16 protein-coding genes are annotated in these 17,250 nt (G+C 49.2%); 4 read left to right on the top strand and 12 right to left on the bottom strand.

Going from position 1 to position 17,250, the window contains the following annotated elements; genetic code table 11:
- Positions 1–16: 16 nt before the first annotated feature.
- The 4 genes from QL223_RS23220 to QL223_RS23205 all read right to left on the bottom strand — a co-directional run bounded on the left by QL223_RS23220 (position 17) and on the right by QL223_RS23205 (position 5,462).
- Positions 17–1,411 (bottom strand): hypothetical protein, encoded by a 1,395-nt coding sequence (locus tag QL223_RS23220; protein WP_281546102.1) that lies wholly within the window; start codon positions 1,409–1,411, stop codon positions 17–19.
- A gap of 7 nt (positions 1,412–1,418) precedes the next feature.
- On the bottom strand, positions 1,419–1,811 hold the full coding sequence (locus tag QL223_RS23215) for an SET domain-containing protein (protein ID WP_281546101.1): 393 nt from the start codon (positions 1,809–1,811) through the stop codon (positions 1,419–1,421).
- A 147-nt stretch (positions 1,812–1,958) separates the two neighbouring features.
- Positions 1,959–4,106, bottom strand: a complete 2,148-nt coding sequence (pta, locus tag QL223_RS23210) for a phosphate acetyltransferase (RefSeq protein WP_039850370.1) — start codon at positions 4,104–4,106, stop codon at positions 1,959–1,961.
- A gap of 159 nt (positions 4,107–4,265) precedes the next feature.
- On the bottom strand, positions 4,266–5,462 hold the full coding sequence (locus QL223_RS23205) for an acetate kinase (protein ID WP_002540979.1): 1,197 nt from the start codon (positions 5,460–5,462) through the stop codon (positions 4,266–4,268).
- 609 nt (positions 5,463–6,071) lie between these two features.
- Here QL223_RS23205 and yfbV point away from each other — a divergent pair.
- A complete protein-coding gene (gene yfbV / locus QL223_RS23200; protein ID WP_039850371.1) occupies positions 6,072–6,521 on the top strand; it encodes a terminus macrodomain insulation protein YfbV in 450 nt (149 codons plus the stop codon).
- Between the two features lie 52 nt (positions 6,522–6,573).
- Here the strand turns inward: yfbV and QL223_RS23195 are convergent, their stop codons facing one another.
- The 3 genes from QL223_RS23195 to QL223_RS23185 form a co-directional block, all read right to left on the bottom strand.
- Positions 6,574–7,329 carry a hypothetical protein gene (locus QL223_RS23195; RefSeq protein WP_281546100.1) on the bottom strand — a complete coding sequence of 252 codons (756 nt, stop codon included), beginning with the start codon at positions 7,327–7,329 and terminating at the stop codon, positions 6,574–6,576.
- Complete coding sequence (locus QL223_RS23190) at positions 7,326–9,071, bottom strand: trypsin-like peptidase domain-containing protein (RefSeq protein WP_281546099.1); 1,746 nt, start codon at positions 9,069–9,071, stop codon at positions 7,326–7,328. The genes QL223_RS23195 and QL223_RS23190 overlap by 4 nt, the downstream gene beginning before the upstream one ends.
- 212 nt (positions 9,072–9,283) lie before the next feature.
- Positions 9,284–10,246 (bottom strand): ChaN family lipoprotein, encoded by a 963-nt coding sequence (locus QL223_RS23185; RefSeq protein ID WP_281546098.1) that lies wholly within the window; start codon positions 10,244–10,246, stop codon positions 9,284–9,286.
- Between the two features lie 137 nt (positions 10,247–10,383).
- On the opposite strand from QL223_RS23185, the gene QL223_RS23180 reads away from it, so the two are divergent.
- A complete protein-coding gene (locus QL223_RS23180; RefSeq protein WP_281546097.1) occupies positions 10,384–11,097 on the top strand; it encodes an SDR family oxidoreductase in 714 nt (237 codons plus the stop codon).
- A gap of 34 nt (positions 11,098–11,131) precedes the next feature.
- Here QL223_RS23180 and rlmA read toward each other — a convergent pair whose 3' ends face one another.
- Positions 11,132–11,947 carry a 23S rRNA (guanine(745)-N(1))-methyltransferase gene (gene rlmA, locus QL223_RS23175; protein WP_281546096.1) on the bottom strand — a complete coding sequence of 272 codons (816 nt, stop codon included), beginning with the start codon at positions 11,945–11,947 and terminating at the stop codon, positions 11,132–11,134.
- Positions 11,948–12,219: 272 nt separating this feature from the next.
- On the opposite strand from rlmA, the gene QL223_RS23170 reads away from it, so the two are divergent.
- On the top strand, positions 12,220–13,005 hold the full coding sequence (locus tag QL223_RS23170; protein ID WP_281546095.1) for a hypothetical protein: 786 nt from the start codon (positions 12,220–12,222) through the stop codon (positions 13,003–13,005).
- Between the two features lie 132 nt (positions 13,006–13,137).
- Here QL223_RS23170 and speB read toward each other — a convergent pair whose 3' ends face one another.
- The 3 genes from speB to QL223_RS23155 all read right to left on the bottom strand — a co-directional run bounded on the left by speB (position 13,138) and on the right by QL223_RS23155 (position 16,334).
- Positions 13,138–14,061, bottom strand: coding sequence for an agmatinase (speB, locus tag QL223_RS23165; protein ID WP_281546094.1), 924 nt, complete (start codon positions 14,059–14,061; stop codon positions 13,138–13,140).
- A gap of 50 nt (positions 14,062–14,111) precedes the next feature.
- Positions 14,112–16,031, bottom strand: a complete 1,920-nt coding sequence (gene speA, locus QL223_RS23160; protein WP_281546093.1) for a biosynthetic arginine decarboxylase — start codon at positions 16,029–16,031, stop codon at positions 14,112–14,114.
- 111 nt (positions 16,032–16,142) lie between these two features.
- Positions 16,143–16,334, bottom strand: coding sequence for a hypothetical protein (locus tag QL223_RS23155; RefSeq protein WP_002540990.1), 192 nt, complete (start codon positions 16,332–16,334; stop codon positions 16,143–16,145).
- A gap of 38 nt (positions 16,335–16,372) precedes the next feature.
- Here QL223_RS23155 and QL223_RS23150 point away from each other — a divergent pair, with 38 nt between their 5' ends.
- The gene (locus tag QL223_RS23150) at positions 16,373–16,516 is read left to right on the top strand and encodes a hypothetical protein (RefSeq protein WP_002540991.1); all 144 of its coding nucleotides are present in this window, start codon (positions 16,373–16,375) and stop codon (positions 16,514–16,516) included.
- Positions 16,517–16,693: 177 nt separating this feature from the next.
- On the opposite strand, the gene QL223_RS23145 is transcribed toward QL223_RS23150, so the two are convergent.
- Positions 16,694–17,200, bottom strand: a complete 507-nt coding sequence (locus tag QL223_RS23145) for a YfbU family protein (protein WP_046307024.1) — start codon at positions 17,198–17,200, stop codon at positions 16,694–16,696.
- Between the last annotated feature and the right edge of the window lie 50 nt (positions 17,201–17,250).

Below are 17,250 nucleotides of genomic sequence, written 5' to 3'. Positions count from 1 at the left end.
CCATTATAAGGCCTCGTTAATCGAGGCCTTTGTCTTTTCCAAAGAACATGCCAATTCGGCGTCGGTAGATATATAGGACAAACACACAGTTTATTAGCACCAGCCAAAGTGGAAGATAAAGGCTAAATGCAGTGAAATGCCGTTCAGTGATAAATCCGAAAATCTGAGGGACTTGAGCGTAACTAATCAAGTCAAAGTAATCCTTAAAGAAGCCAACAATTGTCAGCATCTGGATGAGGGTGATGACAAACAGAATGAATGATTGTTTTTGCTCGATAGCCTGTATGTTGTAACTGATTTTTCTATCGATGAAGTCCTTATTGGTTTGAATCCATCGTCGTACATCCTCCATTGACGCCAATAAGCCCCAGTACTGCTCAACACCTTCAAACGCTGCAGTCTGCCATGGCTTTAGTGCGCCTTTGTATTGAGAATGACGTATGTTGTACCACTCGTTGGCGAGTACCATAGTGTCAAACATACGTGAACGCTTTTTCAGTTCGTCATTTGTTATGCTTCTAGACAATACATTCATGGACTCCAGCAAAACAGACTTGAAAAACTTGTTTAAAAACCAAAAGCTTTGAAGGTAAAGCATGAATGGAAGACACATTTTTGCGCGACTCTCTTTCAACCCTAACAAGGTAGAATAACTCCAGCCAAAATGACTGAACACCTGGTTGGAAGAACCGTCAATTGGCGTCACATCCTCGTAGTCCAGTTCCTCCTCGGCATGAATTTCCTGCGCGCTTTGAATAGAAAGCTCATCAGTGTTAGAGCCAAAGTCACTAACTATGTGGCAGGTATTGTCACTGACATACACGCAATCTTGAGGCATGGTTCGATGGGTGATGACCTCAATGAGCTTTCTTGATTCGAAGCAGGCAGAATCTTTCATTTCGCTCGACCAACCTTCCGGCTTGTTGTTCTCCATGATTCGACGAATATACAAAGGCAATTGGTGTAATTGCGCGAGGTCTGCTTCAGAAGTGCTTTTAATTTTGAACTGAACAACCAGCATAAAAACGCATTTGTTGACGAACATTAGCTGCAACTGAGTCTCTTCGCAGGCCAGACGAAACCCAGGCGGCAGCTCCCCAATAGAAGTGTTAGTGTTCGTAAAGTACTGAAGCCGTTCAATATGTCTTCGACGGCTCATATCGCATAGCTGGAGATCAAGATATTTGGCTTGTGGTTGGACCATGAACGCATCTAACCACTCTTTGTCACCAACTTCTGGTTGGAACTGCTCAAGAGGTGTCCAGTTAGACATTGTTGAAACCAATGTGTTGTCACCATCTAGCATTCCTACCTTTTCAAGTAACCGAATCCACTGGTTATCTTTAATCCATAGGGGTTGGTAGCATGTGAAGGTATAAGTGCTATCCATCGCATCAAGTCCTTTTGGCATGATTTGTCTATAGGTATGTGGAACCATGTTGGTTTAGATAACAGTCAGGCAACGGCTCCTGACGATAGTCCAGTGTGAACTCCTCATCTTTGGCGATATTGGTGAGGGTAACTACGCGGATGGGATGATAGAGAATGACTGTATTGGGCTGGCGGCTGTGATTGATAAAGCCATATTTGGTGCGAACGGGACGAACCAGTAGCGTTTCTTTGTCCAGTGCATTCCACTCAAATGATGTTGCATACGCATCATCCCAAGGGACGACCTGTCCATCTAGCACACCAAGGATGCAGCCTGTGGGAATGTCTTGAACAGCAAAAAGACCTTTTCCATGAATTGCACTATTCCCAATGATACCCAGTGGTATGTTATCTACAGTCGGTAACCCTAAATCTTTCATTATGTACTTCCTTGCTCACATATGACCAAGGTTTGATATCACACTCGCTGGTTGGGAGCTATCTGATTGTTTATTAAGCGTGATCTTGCTAAGGACATAAAAAAGCCGACGCGATTGCGTCGGCTTTTCTTCTAGAAGTCAGAGAGCTTATTCAGCTGCTGCTTCTGCATCTTCCGCTTGTTTTGCCTGAATCGCAGTCAGTGCAACGGTGTAAACGATGTCGTCTACCAGTGCACCACGAGACAGGTCGTTAACAGGCTTGCGCATACCTTGCAGCATTGGACCGATTGAAACCAGATCCGCTGAACGCTGTACCGCTTTGTAAGTGGTGTTACCGGTGTTCAGGTCTGGGAATACGAATACGGTCGCTTTACCTGCTACTGGAGAGTTTGGCGCTTTAGAAGCAGCCACGTTTTCCATGATAGCGGCGTCGTACTGCAGAGGACCGTCGATCATCAGATCAGGACGTTTCTGCTGAGCAATCAGCGTTGCTTCGCGTACTTTCTCAACGTCTGCACCCTGACCAGAAGTACCGGTAGAGTAAGAGATCATTGCTACGCGAGGCTCAATGCCGAATGCCGCTGCAGAATCTGCAGACTGGATAGCGATTTCAGCCAATTGCTCTGCGTTTGGATCTGGGTTGATCGCACAGTCACCGTAAACCAGAACCTGGTCAGGCAGCAGCATGAAGAACACAGAAGACACCAGAGACGCGCTTGGCGCAGTCTTGATGATTTGCAGCGGTGGACGGATGGTGTTTGCTGTGGTGTGAACCGCACCAGATACCAGGCCGTGTACTTCGTTCGCTTCCAACATCATAGTACCCAGTACCACGGTGTCTTCCAGTTGCTCACGCGCTACAACTTCGGTCATGCCTTTGTTCTTACGCAGCTCAACCAGACGCGCAACGTATTGCTCACGAACTGCTTCAGGGTCGATGATGGTGACGCCAGCACCCAGAACCACGCCTTGCTGATCTGCAACACGCTTGATTTCTTCTGGGTTACCCAGCAGCACACATTCCGCAATTTTACGCTCAGCACAGATAGCTGCCGCTTTAACGGTGCGTGGCTCGTCGCCTTCTGGCAGAACGATACGCTTAGCCGCTTTACGAGCCAGCTCAGTCAGCTGGTAACGGAATGCTGGTGGGCTCAGACGACGTGCACGTGCAGCGCCTTCAGACAGAGACTCAATCCAGTTGCCGTCAACGTGTGCTGCAACGTGGTTTTGAACGAACTCTACGCGCTCTTTATCATCAGCTGGAACTTCCAGGCTGAAGCTTTGCAGGTTCAGAGACGTCTGCCAGGTGTTACCCGCAGTGGTGAACACTGGCAGGCCTGCTTGGAATGCGCGCTCGCACAGACCGTTCAGCTGTTCTGGGATGCTGTAGCCGCCAGTCAGCAGCAGGGCACCGATTTCCAGACCATTCATCGCAGCCAGACACGCTGCAACGATAACGTCAGGACGGTCAGCAGAAGTTACCAGCAGAGAGCCTGCGCGGAAGTGTTCAACCATGTTAGGAATTGAACGCGCACAGAAAGTGATGCTCTTGATACGACGGGTGTTGATTTCACCTTCGTTGATGATTTCAGCATTCAGGTGCTTCGCCAGATCGCTCGCACGTGTTGCAATCAGATCGATGCTCCAAGGCACACAACCCAGAACGCGGATTGGGCTGGAGTTGAAGATCTCCATCACTTCAACATTGCTGCCTTTCGCTGCATTGTTGTCGTCGAAGATGTCAGACAGATCAGGACGGGTACGGCCTTGCTCATCAACCGGTGCGCCGTGTTTGTTGATCACAACGCCTGCGATGTTTGAGTTCTTGCTACCACCGAAGTTAGATACTGCAACTTCAATGCGCTCTTTCAGTTGCGCAGGGTTGTCAGTACCTGGAGTGGTGATGAACACGATTTCCGCATCCAGCGTTTTCGCGATTTCGTAGTTAACCTGGTTCGCGAAAGGATGGTTACGGGTAGGTACCAGACCTTCAATCAGCGCCACTTCTGCTTCTGCAGTTGCTTCTTTAAAGCGTGCGATGATTTCTTCCATCAGCACGTCAGTCTGATCGGTACGGATCAGCGCTTCAGCGTTTGCCATGGTCAGCGGCTCTGCCACTTTCATGTCGCTGTTTGCTTCGATGATGGTTGTTGTCAGGTCAGGTTGGTTATCGCCATGGCGAGGCTGGGCGATAGGCTTGAAAAATGAGACGCGAAGGCCCTTTTGTTCCATCGCACGCAGTACGCCCAGGCTAACGCTGGTCAGACCGACACCTGTGCCGATTGGAATGAGCATAATAGTACGGGACACGCTTGATTCCTCTTTACTATGTAGGGAGCAAAACCCACAGACGCGGGTTTTGTTAATAATTCAGTTTGGCAGACAGTCAGATAACTTTGCCAAATTGAAACGGCTGACCACATTGATCAGCCGCATGTTTGCATCAAATGGCGATTAGATTTCAGCCAGACGTGCAGTGTCTTGTGCGATAACCAGCTCTTCGTTGGTAGAGATAACCATTGCTGGAACACGGCTGCTATCAGTAGTGATAACGCCTTCGCCGCCGAAGCGAGCTTTCAGGTTGCGCTCTTGATCAACTTCAACACCCAGCAGAGCCAGACGGTTCAGAACCAGCTCACGGATTGGGCCAGAGTTCTCGCCGATACCGCCAGTGAACACGATCGCGTCCAGACGGCCGTCCAGACATGCAGTGTAGCTAGCAACATATTTCGCCAGACGGTGACAGAAAACGTCCATTGCGCGAGTCGCTTCTTCTTTCGCGCCGTAGTTGTCTTCAACGAAACGACAGTCAGAAGTCACTTCGGTCAGACCCATCAGGCCAGATTCTTTGGTCAGCATGCTGTTGATTTGCTCAACGCTGTAACCCAGTGCATCGTGCAGGTGGAAGATGATTGCTGGGTCCAGGTCACCAGAACGGGTACCCATTACCAGACCTTCAAGAGGAGTCATACCCATAGAAGTGTCTACAGATTTACCGTTCTTGATTGCACACACAGATGCGCCGTTACCCAGGTGACAGTTGATGATGTTCAGTTCTTCAACTGGCTTATCAAGCTGAGCCGCTGCTTCTTGAGCGATGAAGTAGTGAGAAGTACCGTGCATGCCGTAACGACGGATACCGTGCTCTTTGTACAGCTTGTATGGCAGTGCGTACAGGAACGCTTCTTCAGGCATAGTCTGGTGGAACGCAGTGTCGAATACCGCGACGTTTTTCAGAGTAGGGAATGCTGCTTTCGCTGCTTCGATACCTACCAGGTGCGCAGGGTTGTGCAGAGGTGCGAAGCTAGAAGCGTCTTCGATACCTTTCAGTACTGAATCACAGATCAGTGCAGACTTAGTGAACTGCTCGCCGCCGTGAACAACACGGTGACCGATTGCGCCCAGGTTTTCAGCCAGTTCTGGTTTAGAAGCCAGAATGGTTTCAACGATGAAGCTCAGTGCTTCTTTGTGTGCAGCACCTTCGCCCAGTTGAGCTTCGTGTTTGCCGTCCAATTTCCACTTAATGCGTGCTTCTGGCAGGTGCAGACATTCTGCCAGACCTGACAGGTGCTCATCACCTGATTGTGCGTCGATGATTGCGAATTTCAGCGAAGAGCTGCCGCAGTTAAGAACAAGAACCAGCTTAGACATTTGAGACTACCTATTCGTGTAAAGTAGATGGTGTTTACTAATCGGAGAAGGATAGTTGATTAACGTCACACTAACCGTCCCAGAAAAACTTTTAGCAAAATTTGTCGCGGAATAGATACATCGCTCATCAGTCCTTTGATAGATACCCACTGCATCGCGCCCATCCTGTTTTGCGTCACATGACTGTCCAATTCGGTTTTCCGTCACATCAGTGATTGATGTTCGAAGAATTCACGTATTGGACCTTATGACTCAACAAGGTTTGAGCTTTAAGGTGTGACTGCTTCATTTTCTGAAACAGTTTTTTGCCACACCGGTCAACATATCCGGGTACGCAACGAAAAACGCCAGACAGATTGTCCTACAGGCCCACCATCTTTGGTGATTTGTTGCGCTGCCGGTCATCCATTTGGCGTTTCAGTGGTTGCGAGATAATCAAATCCGAGCAACAATTGATTTAGGTCGGCTAAGTCTAGCGATACTTGCGCCAGATAACAAAAATTTTTGAGTCTTAATTGATTTGAATTAATGTTTATCAACTTTGTTTTAAAGATTGCAGCAAGTTTTTAGCCGATGATACAGAGACATCGCTTGAGAGGTATGCGCCATATGAGTAATAAATCAATGTGGAACGCGTTCCGTGATGGTCAGAAGTACATGACGGAATGGCCAGTTCGAAAAGAGCTGGCACCAATGTTCCCGGAAAACCGAGTAATCCGTGCAACCCAGTTTGCGATTAAAGTGATGCCTGCTGTTGCCGTCATCAGCGTGTTGATGCAAATGGCCTTCAATAACTACTCAGGTTTGCCGCAAGCCATGATCATGGCTTTGTTTGCACTGAGTTTGCCGCTACAAGGTATGTGGTGGCTTGGGAAACGTCGTGAAACACAACTGCCTCCTGCGCTGGCGGGTTGGTATCGCGAATTGCATGAGAAGATTGTCAGCGAAGGCGGGGCCGTGCAGCCAATGAAAAGCCGCCCACGTTACAAAGAGCTGGCTCAAACCCTGAACCGCGCATTTAAACAGCTAGATAAGTCCTCGCTGGAACGCTGGTTCTAACTTTGCCCGAAAGAAAAAACGCCTCGGCTTGTGCTGGGGCGTTTTTGTTTGCTTAGTTGGCATCCAATCGCGTGAAAGCCTGCTCGCTCGCGCTGATAAGCGTGGCTTCGTCAGCTATCCAACCTACGCCGTTTCGAGTGAGAAGGTGATAAACACCATCTGGCATTTGAAAAATACCTTCAATGCCATCTTGGGTCTTTGTCAGGTTGCCAGCAGGTTGGCCATTGTTATCAACGAATACCCAGTTGGTGGCGCCATGTTTCCAATATTCCTGTTGCGTGACGATGACCTGCTGACGGCTTTCTCCCAACTTGGGCAAGGTAAAGCGTTGCCCAACCTCCAGTGTTTCAAGTAAGGACTCATCAAACTCGATGAAGTGCTCTTCACTGAGCGACACGACTGCCCCGTAGTTTTCAAACACAGACTTAGCAGAAGATACAGGTTGCCAAAGGGTTATCTCAGCATCAAAAAACACCGGGATGATATCTTCTTTTTGCGCTTGTTCGTCGCTGCTGCTTGTTGGTGGAAGGGTCGCGACATCTGCCAAATATTCATCCACAGTGTCAGATTCTGGGGCCATGATGTGAATGTTGGATACTTCATTGCTTTGTGTTGAAGAGGCAGCAGCAGAAATGGTCGGCTCTGCTTTGTCTGCTGGTATCGAAACACGTGAAGAGTCGGGGACAGAGGCCCCCGAGTCTTCAACGATCATTGCGACACTTTCATCAGACGCGGCAGGCTCAAGCAGCCTGATAGCGAAGAAAATCAGGGTTCCAGCCAGTGCCAGATAAATCAGTGACGTTTTCACTGAGCACCTTTCTCTACGTCAAGCTTGAAGGTCAGCAGCTTATTAAAGTCTGAGTGCCAACCGCGTGCGCGGATGTTAAACAAAGTTTCATAGTCACCCGCTGGAAGTGCGGAGTTGTCTTCTGGATGGTAAGAGACCCGTAACTGCCCGTAGTTTGCGCCATTGGAGCAGTAAACACCGTTGTTCATTACGCTCCAGCCACAGCCAACATAACGGGATGCGCGCAGGACGATAGTCGCAGACTCTTTGGTGGTTTTGTTGACGACGGGAACTTGCAATGACGACCATGTGTTGAACTGTCCGCTCCAAACCCTGCCGCTTGCATTACTTTGAACGTTACCTTCAGGCAAGTAATAGACCGAGCCGTTGACTGTGCTGTCATAGCGAATAGTCGTCGCTGCAGAAGAAGCGGTGACTGTGCCTTCCAACGCTGAATCACTGCCGACAAGGATATTGGCTTTCAGTGCAATGTCAGCGCTGTAGCTGTGATCATGCCAGCCTTTTGCTGTGAGAGAGAAATCGCCTTGATACAAGCCAGCAGGCGCAGCGGTGTTATCGTTGGCATCAAACCACACTTTTAACCCGCCCTTGGTTGCATCCGGTGAACAGTAAACGCCATTGTTAATTTCACCCCAGCCACACCAAGTCTGACGTTGTGCGCGGAGTTTGATGTGATGAGTTTGACCTGTCGTTTGGTTCACCATAGCCACGGAAAGCGCCGAGAAGCCTCTTGGGTAAACCCATTTACCTGAGGTTGGGCCAGAAACGTTGTTTCCCGCTAGATAATAAACGGTGCCATTAACCCGTGCTTCTACGTCATTCAGGGTCACGTTTTCGTCTTCAGTCAACGTACGGGTACGCGTGACTGTATTTATTTCAGGGTATGTTTTTTTCATCCAAGCCTGATAGGGTGCAACACGGCCATGGCCCGACTGGCGGCCATTCCAACCCGCCCACCACGAAGTGACCCCCACCCCGACAAACTGGCCTTCACGCCATTGCCAAGTGGCGGAACCGCTATCACCGGGTGCGCCAAATGCCCAGGCTTCTTCGGTATTGGCTGGATTTCGCAGACAGCCACCGACATCGCGTGAAATATGCCCTAAACCATACGCTCGGCCGCTGGACACTTTTCCAAGACTAGGTGTACCTTGAATACCGTAACCTGTAAGCGTCATGGGTTTACCCACGTATTGATTGAAATCTGGCGCGTCAGCAATGACAGGTTGAGGAACTGCACCACCCTGAGCATTGATCGGAGAAGTAAGGAGGGGAGCTTTGACAATCGCGATGTCAGAGTGACAGCCCGTGTAGCCGATAAAGTGGGTCGTCGCAGTGCCAGAGGCGATAAGTCGGCCATCCCCTGTGCGGAAAGAAACATTCTGTCCGGTATAAACAGATTCCTGATCTTTGTTATCTCCCTGCACACAGTGAGCGGCGGTGAGGATGACGGCTTTGTCTCCCTCATTACCCAGCCAGGTGGCAGTGCAAAGCGCACCGCCTGCAATGATGCGGCCCACTGCATCGAATCTTTGTTCACGCGAGATTTGGTTTAAATGGTCGTAAACTTTTCTGACCGTGGCTTGATCGTTTGAGAGTGAACCACCAAGTTCAATGAACTTGGCGTCACTGATACCAACAGCGAAAGCCTGAGAGGAAAGGGTCGCCGCGCCGAGTGAGAAAAAGAGCGCCTTAGATGTGCTAGTGCCTACTGTTTCTATTGGTTTTTTCTTGATAAACATTATATTGCCTTGAGTGTCCCTATATTAATCAAGGCAATATTGGACGCAGCGAATCCACTTCGTATATTGAATAAAGTATGAAGTGTTTAGCTTCTAACTCGTGGTCATGTTTTCACAATACGTACGTGTAAAACTGGCCTTCAATGAAGCGAGTGTTATGAAATTGAGGCAGGCAGGTGATGTCGAATGATTCAGTAACACAAGAAACTGACCTATTCGCAGTCAATATCTTTCCCTGAATAGCTGTGTCGCATCTCTTTCATCGCCGCATTCATTTCATCGTCAGAGAGCCACTGAGGTGGCAGCGGATTGACCACTAATCGGAAATCTTTTACCTCTTTCCCGAGAGGCTGTTCCTCAGACTGAGGTGAAACAATAGCTACCTTCAACTCTGGATTTCTGGCGGTAATACGCGCCGCAATACCAAGTCCATTTTCAACATGGAACGCACCGGCAATGTGCATGACTTTGTCATATGGGTGTTCGGCCAGATAGTTCACAATGCTCTCGGCCATGGTGTCGTCCCACGCCAATTGCGCCAGATACTGATTCTCGGTTTTTTTCTCATCGCCATGGAACATGGCAGCCAAGAATTTCTCTTTGTACGGCGAATCACCATCGCTGAGTGTGGCGGCCACCAAACGGCGCTTTTCTGGTGGTAGCTGGTCTAGATAACCTTTCCCTTCCTTGGCGATACAACGAACGATTTCAATCGGCGCATTGGATGCTATCAAAGGGACAGAGTGGGCTTTGGCGTATTCCACCAATGGGCGATAACTACCTTCATAGTTTGACCATTTACTGGTTTTGCTAAGGAGACTGTTTTCACCGAATTTGCCCGCGAGGTAATCATCAAGCACGGCCTGATCATTCCGCGTGAACTGCTCCATGGAGAGCGCTACATCTGGGTATGCTGAAGTCAACATGGCGAGGAGTTGCGCTTGAAAGAGATGAACACCGGAGTGGGTGTGCCATTCACCAACCAAAATGACATCAGCGTCTTTGACCTCTTTAGAGAAGGCTTCCAGTGTCAGCGGGGCGTTATCAGCTGTGGTGAGTTGATAATCGTAGAGAGAAACTGAACGCGGCTCGGATGACAATCCATGCAATTGTTGGCTGCACCCAGCAAGCAAGCTGCAGAGTAGCCATGTACCTATTGATTTCTTCACCGTCATCGCTTTCCCGCCCGATTAAATTACACCTAAAACTCAAGACTTTAATTCTAGTTCCAAGTCAGCTCAACCGAGCAGCAGAATTTTCTGCAGCGACTAGAGTTTCAGGCGGGAAAAGTTTTTTAGCAGGAGAGTAGTGAGTGCAAAAGCGTGTTTGGGTAACGGGTGGTAGTCGTGGCATTGGTTTCGCGTTGGCACAGCACTTTGTGGAAGGTGGATACAAGGTATTGGTGATTGCCAAAAACGAGAACAGTTTGGATAGCGCGAGACAGCGGATTGAAAGCCAGAATCCTGAAACTGATTTGGTATCCGTACAGTTAGATTTCTCTGATGTTAACGCGGTGGATTGCAAAGTGCAGAAACTGCTTCAAGAGTTCGGCGCTCCAGACATTCTCGTCAGCAACGCGGGTATCTTGGCATTTGGGAACACGTCTGCCTCCGCATCGACCATTCATGATGTCTTTTTGGTGAATGTGGTGTCATCGCTGGTTTTCACCAACAAGGTGGCAGAGGCAATGAAAGAAAAAGGTGCTGGGAGGATTTTCATCGTAGGATCAACCGCAGGGATAACGCCCGTCAGCAAACTGGGTGTGTATTCAGCATCCAAGGCAGCAGTGGTGAGTTATAGCCAGAGTTTGTATGAAGAGATGCTTGCGCATGGTGTGGATGTAACCTGCTTATGCCCAAGTGTGGTGGATACAGACATGACGGACGATGGGCGGATAGACAAGATGCTGAAAATACAGCAGGAAGACATTGTGAAAGCAGTGGACTACATCATGTCATTGTCGCCGGGTTGCGCGGTGCCACTACAGAAAATTGCCTGTAAGGTGATAGATTTAGAAAACCTATAAAAAAGCCAGCACTGTCGCTGGCTTACCATTCTAATTAAGATATTTTGCGATACACACGGAGCGTGAAATCGGCTTCACAGTCAAACTGCTCTGCGTCTTTGAGGATTTGCCACAGACTTTCCGGTGCGCGCCAAGCGAATGGCGTCATTTGCAACAAGGTCGTTGCATCAGTGCTGTTCAGCGTCATTGGGTAAGCGACGGTTTGCTCAGTTTCCAGTTCAAAGCCCGGCAAATCTTCCACTGGCACATCGTGAAGACGGACTTCGTCGTAAATGCCCGCTTTCAGTTGATAAAGGTGACGTGGCCCAGGTGTGACTGTCACCACCACGCCGTTGTTTTTCACGGCACGTTCTAGTTCTTCGCCATTGCATGGCGCGTAGATACGTACCACAGCATCCAGTTGTTGGTTAGCGAATGGCAAACGCTGACTGGAGGCAACGAGAAAATCTACATTCGGGTAGCGTTTGGCACCATAGCGAACCATTACTTTGGAAATGTCGAGACCAAACACCTTGGTGCCCGCCAGTTGATCCGCAAAGTAGCTGGTGTAATAGCCTTCACCACAACCGATATCCAAAAGCTCCGCACTGTCTTTTCCAGCAAGCAGTGAGGTGAGCAATTCACTGACTGCATCGCGCATTGGCTGGTAATGACCACCATCCAAAAACTGGCGACGGGCCTGCATCATCTCTTTGTTGTCACCCGGATCTTTTGAACGTTTGTGCTGCACAGGGAGTAGATTTACATAGCCTTCTTTCGCCAGATCGAACTGGTGATTGTTGGCGCATTTGTACGTGCGGTCAGAAAGGTTCAGCGGCTCTTGGCACAGCGGACAAAGATAAGATGACATAGCGAAATTTCGGCAAGGATGAATGAGCGGCAAGGATACGGTGTGGGGGCTTAGGGTTCAAGCGGTGATAGGAGATATGAAATGCATAAGCACCAAAGGAAACATGATTTATTTATTTGTTGGGGTACGTCTGGTTGATGACAACGTTGCTGCACTATGGTGTTGTGATTGGATTTACTATTTTAGTCTTTTTTATTAGAGGTTTAGAGTTTTGACCGACGAGCATCTTTGTATCAATATGTATTAACGAAAATGTAGTTAATACAGAGAACATGAAGACATTAGGTCAGCTTATACGTACAGAGAATCAGATTTTAAGGGTAATTGCTAAAAAATATGAAGAGAGCCTCTCCGATGAGTTCTACATCGCTAGAAGAAACCTGCTTCTAGCTTGCAGTGCGCTTATTTTTCTAACGGTGGCGGTACTAGAGAAATGCCTTAATGATGTTGAGTTGGCTCTTATCATAAAAGCTAAAGTTTCTAGTGAGACGGTATTCCTTTTGCTCGCAATAGCTTGTACATATTTTTATTTCAGGTTTCGTGCACTTGGGAATGTGTCGCTCATCAATGCCCATGAAAGGTCTTATGTCGACTATGTAAGCTTGATATGCCTAGACAAGTTCAATGCACAACTGGATAGGCAGCTAGAGGCACTTAGTTGCGGTAGTAACCAAAATTATCCGCAGTTTCGCTTCAACGATTGTTGTTCAAACTTGAGTGCATCAAGTACAGCAACACCAAACAGCTATTTTGAAGTTCATCTACGACTGGACTCGAAACATATGAAAGGCTTTAAAAAAGAGGAAATAGAAAAAGCATTGGAAGTATTGGGAGAGTCTCCGAGTTATCACACATTTGATAACGGTGAATTTGCATTAACAATAGATAAAAGCGTACACCTTAACTTTTTTGAATTAAGCCAGTACCAGAGGATAGAGCGCTACATGTTGTGCGCTAAACAAAGCCTTTTTATTGAGACTGTACTCCCGTCGATTTTATTTTGGTTTGCTACGACTTTCGCCACGGTGGCTTCAATTTTCTTGAATATCAGCAACTAGAGTTGGCGTCGTTGGTACTCGGTGAGAATAATACTTTAGCCTTAAAAAACAGAGCTATTGTGGGATCTTCTTGTGATGCGCCATACAAAAAACACCCGCCTAAGCGGGTGTTTCTAGTCAGCAAAGTAGTAATCACTTCGCTTTACGATTCGCTGCCCATACATACAGCAGGTCAGTTGCAATCGTCGCTGCCGCAAGAGAGGTCAGATCTGCATGGTCGTAGGCGGGTGCCACTTCTACCACATCCATACCAATCAGATTGATGCCTTGCAGTGACCGAATCACTTTCAGGATCTTGTCGGTGCTCAGGCCACCACAAACTGGGGTTCCAGTACCCGGCGCGTAAGCTGGATCCAGACAGTCGATGTCGAAGGTCAGGTAAACCGGACGGTCGCCAACGCGGGTTTTAATCGCTTCTACGATTTGTTCCACTGACCAATCGTTTGCCGTCGCTGCATCTACCACCTGGAAGCCCAGCTCATCGCTATGCTCAGTGCGGATGCCGATTTGGATAGATGCGTGTGGATCAATCAGACCTTCTTTTGGCGCGGTGTAGAACATGGTGCCATGGTCGAACTCGCTGCCTTGATCGTAGGTGTCGGTGTGGGCATCAAAGTGAACCAGTGCCATTTCACCGAACTGCTTTGCGTGGGCGCGCAGCAGTGGCAGGGTCACGAAGTGGTCGCCGCCAAATGTCAGCAGGGTTTTGCCTTCTGCCAGCAGGCTAGTGGCGTGTGCTTCCAGACGCTCGCTCATGTTGCGTGCATCGCCACAATCAAACACCAAATCACCGCAGTCAGCGATTTTGATTTCTTTGGTCAGAGAGAAATCCCAAGGCCATTTTTTGCTTTCCCATGCCAGATTGGTGGATGCCTGACGAATCGCGCCTGGGCCCATGCGCGCACCAGAGCGGCCTGTAGTCGCCATATCAAAAGGAACACCTGTGATCACCACGTCAGCGTCGCAACCTTGTGGGTTAAACACCAGTGGTTGGCGCAGGAAACCGAACGCGTTGGCGTACAGGGAGTAGTCTGGGTAGTTGGCCAATGTTGCCATTGATAAATCCTTGAAAAAGGGGCTGCCCGCGATGCAGGCAGCCGAAATCATTAACGGTTGTGATGAATGTCTTCGAGGTAGGTGTAACCTTTCAGGCCTTCTGAAAGCTCAGACAGAATCGCATCTTGCTCGTTCTCCGGCAGTGTTTTCACCATTTCTTCGTATTGGCTCAGGAACTCGTCCGCTTCCAAGTGCACGTAACGCAGCACATCACCCACAGTGTCGCCGTGGTGGATAGATTCAATCTCGTAGCCGCCATCTTTATTGCAGCGAACAACGGCAGAGTCGGTATCACCGAACAGGTTGTGCATGTCGCCCAGAATTTCCTGATACGCCCCCACAAGGAAGAAGCCGATGCGGTATGGCGATTCATCGCTCCAAGTCGGTACAGCGAGTGTACTTTCGATGCCTTGGCCTTCTACGTATTGCTCAACGGCACCGTCAGAATCACAGGTAATATCCAGCAGCACTGCGCGGTTTTCTGGCTCTTTATCGAGCTTTGACAGCGGCAGGATAGGGAACACCTGCTCAATACCCCAAGCATCCGGCAGAGACTGGAACAGGGAGAAGTTCACGAAGAACTTGTCTGCCAAGCGGCTGTTCAGCTCATCCAGTACCGGGCGGTGTGCGCGGTTCTTGTGGGACATCTTGCAAGACAGCTCGTAACAAATACGCAGACTGATTTGTTCTGCCCAAGCGCGCTCAGCAAAGTTCACCAAGCCCATGGCGAACTGCATGTGTACTTCTGCCAGATCGTTCTGGTTGTCGTGGTAAATCTCAACCAGTGAACGCTGGTCAGTTGACTGACTCAGGTCTTTGAATGAACGCCACATGTTATGAAGGATCTGCGATGCATCTTCTGCTGGTGCAAACACTTCCTCACGCTGGTAGCTTTCAACGCCCATCACGTCAGTGATAAGCACAGCGTGATGCGCAGTCAGGTTACGGCCAGACTCAGAGATAATGCGCGGCATCTTGATGTCGAATGCCTTACACACATCACCGATGGTGTAGACGACATTGTTGGCGTACTCGCGCTGGCTGTAGTTCATGGAACAGCTGCTTTGGCTACGTGTGCCTTCGTAGTCGATTGCCAGACCACCGCCCACGTCAAGCGTGGTGATTCCTGCACCCATTTGGTAGAGCTCAGCAAATACACGTGCCGCTTCGTTTACACCTGAGCGTACGTCGCGGATATTGGCGATTTGTGAACCCAGATGGAAGTGCAGCAGTTGTAGTGAATCCAGCATGTCGTTTTCGCGCAGGCGATCCATTACCGTCATACACTGAGAAGCTGACAGACCGAACTTCGACTTCTCGCCGCCGCTTGCCTGCCATTTACCCTTGCCCTGAGACGCCAGACGCGCGCGCAGACCCAGACGCGGTTTTACGCCCAGCGCTTTGGCTTCTGCCAGCACAGTATCCAGCTCAGAAAGCTTCTCCAGCACGATGTAGACTTCGTGGCCCAGCTTTTCGCCAATCAGTGCCAGGCGGATGTATTCGCGGTCTTTGTAGCCATTACACACGATCACAGAGCTTGCCTGACGCGCCATGGCCAGCACTGCCATCAGCTCAGGCTTACTGCCCGCTTCCAGTCCCAACTGACGTTCCTGACTGGCGTATTGGCTTTTCAGAATTTCGCCAACCACTTCTTTTTGCTGGTTCACTTTAATCGGGTAAACCAGCAGGTATTCGCCTTCATAGCCGTAGTCAGCAATGGCATCGTTGAAGTGGGTGCACAGGCTGTCTACGCGGTGGTGCAAGATCTCCGGGAAACGCACCAGCACAGGCAGTGAAGCGCCTTTGGCAATCAGTTCATCAGCCAGCGTTGAAAGCGCGATGTTGTTGTCCGGTTGTTGGGTATCCGGACGGGCAATCACCTCGCCTTGTGAATTAATATCGAAGTAACCCTGACCCCAGTAAGGCGTGTTGTAGACATCGCGGGCGTCATTGATAGACCAATCACTCATGTTCGTTCCTCAGTGGTGATTGGGTACAGGAAACGCCGCTGACGGCAGATAATAGGTGGCCGTCACCGGTGCTGTGTACCAGATAAAAATAATGGGTAACGCTGGCAGACCTTACTCAGGCATCTGAAGCGACAGTTCGAAAAGCACGGTTTCCGCGCTGCGTGTTCGCTTTAACGATGCCCGTTTCCTGCGTACATGGGTCGACAGGTTCTGGGGTTTGTTTTGCGGGTGGATGTTAGCTGCGGTGTCGCAAAGAGTACTCAGGCCTTCAGCCTGAACAGCGTGGTTTGCGATAGATTTCATTGCCATTCCTAAAAAGGCCGCGCTTACTGCTGCGCGGTATGACAGAGAAAACGGCTCGTCTGCGTGGAAACTGCAACTTGAGGTTGTTCCAGCACATTGCAAATCAGAGGTTTGATTTGCTCGACCTAGCCCGTATACACCTCGACGGCATCATCAAAACCGGTTGGGTGCGTGGCGATTAGACAACCGATTTAGCTTGGGCGCAAATAAATTAATTTGTCACTGACAATCAAAATTACTTGTCGAACCATCTGTCAATGTTGTACCGGATAAGTTCAATTTAAACATGGGGTTATGAGTGGAATTTAAATGCAGAAAAGCCGCTGAAAACAGCGGCTTTTGATTGAGGTTTTTGGCGCTTACGCACCCACGATTTGGCAAAGCTCGTTACCACACAGGTGGTACTGACGAGGGCAGTTGCGCCATACCTGCAGCATGCGCTGGTATTTCGCCAGCATTGGCGTTTGGCTGTTGAAGTGGTGTGAGCCTTTGTCGAATTGTGGGTACAAACCTTCTACGTCGGTCAGGAAGCGCACGTAGTTCACCAGATGTGCTTCCGTCGCGGCATCAAAGCCCCAGAACTGCAGGCGGCGTGCATCCACGTCACATTCACAACGGGTGCCATCTTCCAGCATGCGGTAAGACTCTTGAAGTGCGTGGTGCATCTCCATGATATCAACTACCTGGCGGCACAGTTCTTCTGACATGTCGCCAAAGTCTTTATCCAATTCACGCATTTGCAGGGCATATCCACGCTCTACAATAGTTTGTAGACGACGATATTTTTCTGCGTTTTGTGGATCAAGTTGGGACATTAGCGTGTATTGATTAGATAGGATAAGACGTTGAGCGTGTGTCATTTCCATAATAGTGGCCTCGAAAGATAAAAATTCTTTATCCAAACAGTCTCTTAGTA

Source organism: Grimontia sp. SpTr1, assembly GCF_947387585.1.
GTDB lineage: Bacteria > Pseudomonadota > Gammaproteobacteria > Enterobacterales > Vibrionaceae > Enterovibrio > Enterovibrio indicus.
Note: the sequence above shows the minus strand (reverse complement) of the source record. Positions and strands in the feature narration are given on the sequence as shown.

Excerpts from the sequence above, each read along its gene's own strand:
- QL223_RS23220 (WP_281546102.1), bottom strand. The coding sequence starts at position 1,411 with ATGCCAAAAGGACTTGATGCGATGGATAGCACTTATACCTTCACATGC.
- QL223_RS23215 (WP_281546101.1), bottom strand. The coding sequence starts at position 1,811 with ATGAAAGATTTAGGGTTACCGACTGTAGATAACATACCACTGGGTATC.
- pta (WP_039850370.1), bottom strand. The coding sequence starts at position 4,106 with ATGCTCATTCCAATCGGCACAGGTGTCGGTCTGACCAGCGTTAGCCTG.
- QL223_RS23205 (WP_002540979.1), bottom strand. The coding sequence starts at position 5,462 with ATGTCTAAGCTGGTTCTTGTTCTTAACTGCGGCAGCTCTTCGCTGAAA.
- yfbV (WP_039850371.1), top strand. The coding sequence starts at position 6,072 with ATGAGTAATAAATCAATGTGGAACGCGTTCCGTGATGGTCAGAAGTAC.
- QL223_RS23190 (WP_281546099.1), bottom strand. The coding sequence starts at position 9,071 with ATGTTTATCAAGAAAAAACCAATAGAAACAGTAGGCACTAGCACATCT.
- QL223_RS23185 (WP_281546098.1), bottom strand. The coding sequence starts at position 10,246 with ATGACGGTGAAGAAATCAATAGGTACATGGCTACTCTGCAGCTTGCTT.
- rlmA (WP_281546096.1), bottom strand. The coding sequence starts at position 11,947 with ATGTCATCTTATCTTTGTCCGCTGTGCCAAGAGCCGCTGAACCTTTCT.
- QL223_RS23170 (WP_281546095.1), top strand. The coding sequence starts at position 12,220 with ATGAAGACATTAGGTCAGCTTATACGTACAGAGAATCAGATTTTAAGG.
- speB (WP_281546094.1), bottom strand. The coding sequence starts at position 14,061 with ATGGCAACATTGGCCAACTACCCAGACTACTCCCTGTACGCCAACGCG.
- speA (WP_281546093.1), bottom strand. The coding sequence starts at position 16,031 with ATGAGTGATTGGTCTATCAATGACGCCCGCGATGTCTACAACACGCCT.
- QL223_RS23155 (WP_002540990.1), bottom strand. The coding sequence starts at position 16,334 with ATGAAATCTATCGCAAACCACGCTGTTCAGGCTGAAGGCCTGAGTACT.
- QL223_RS23150 (WP_002540991.1), top strand. The coding sequence starts at position 16,373 with ATGACAGAGAAAACGGCTCGTCTGCGTGGAAACTGCAACTTGAGGTTG.
- QL223_RS23145 (WP_046307024.1), bottom strand. The coding sequence starts at position 17,200 with ATGGAAATGACACACGCTCAACGTCTTATCCTATCTAATCAATACACG.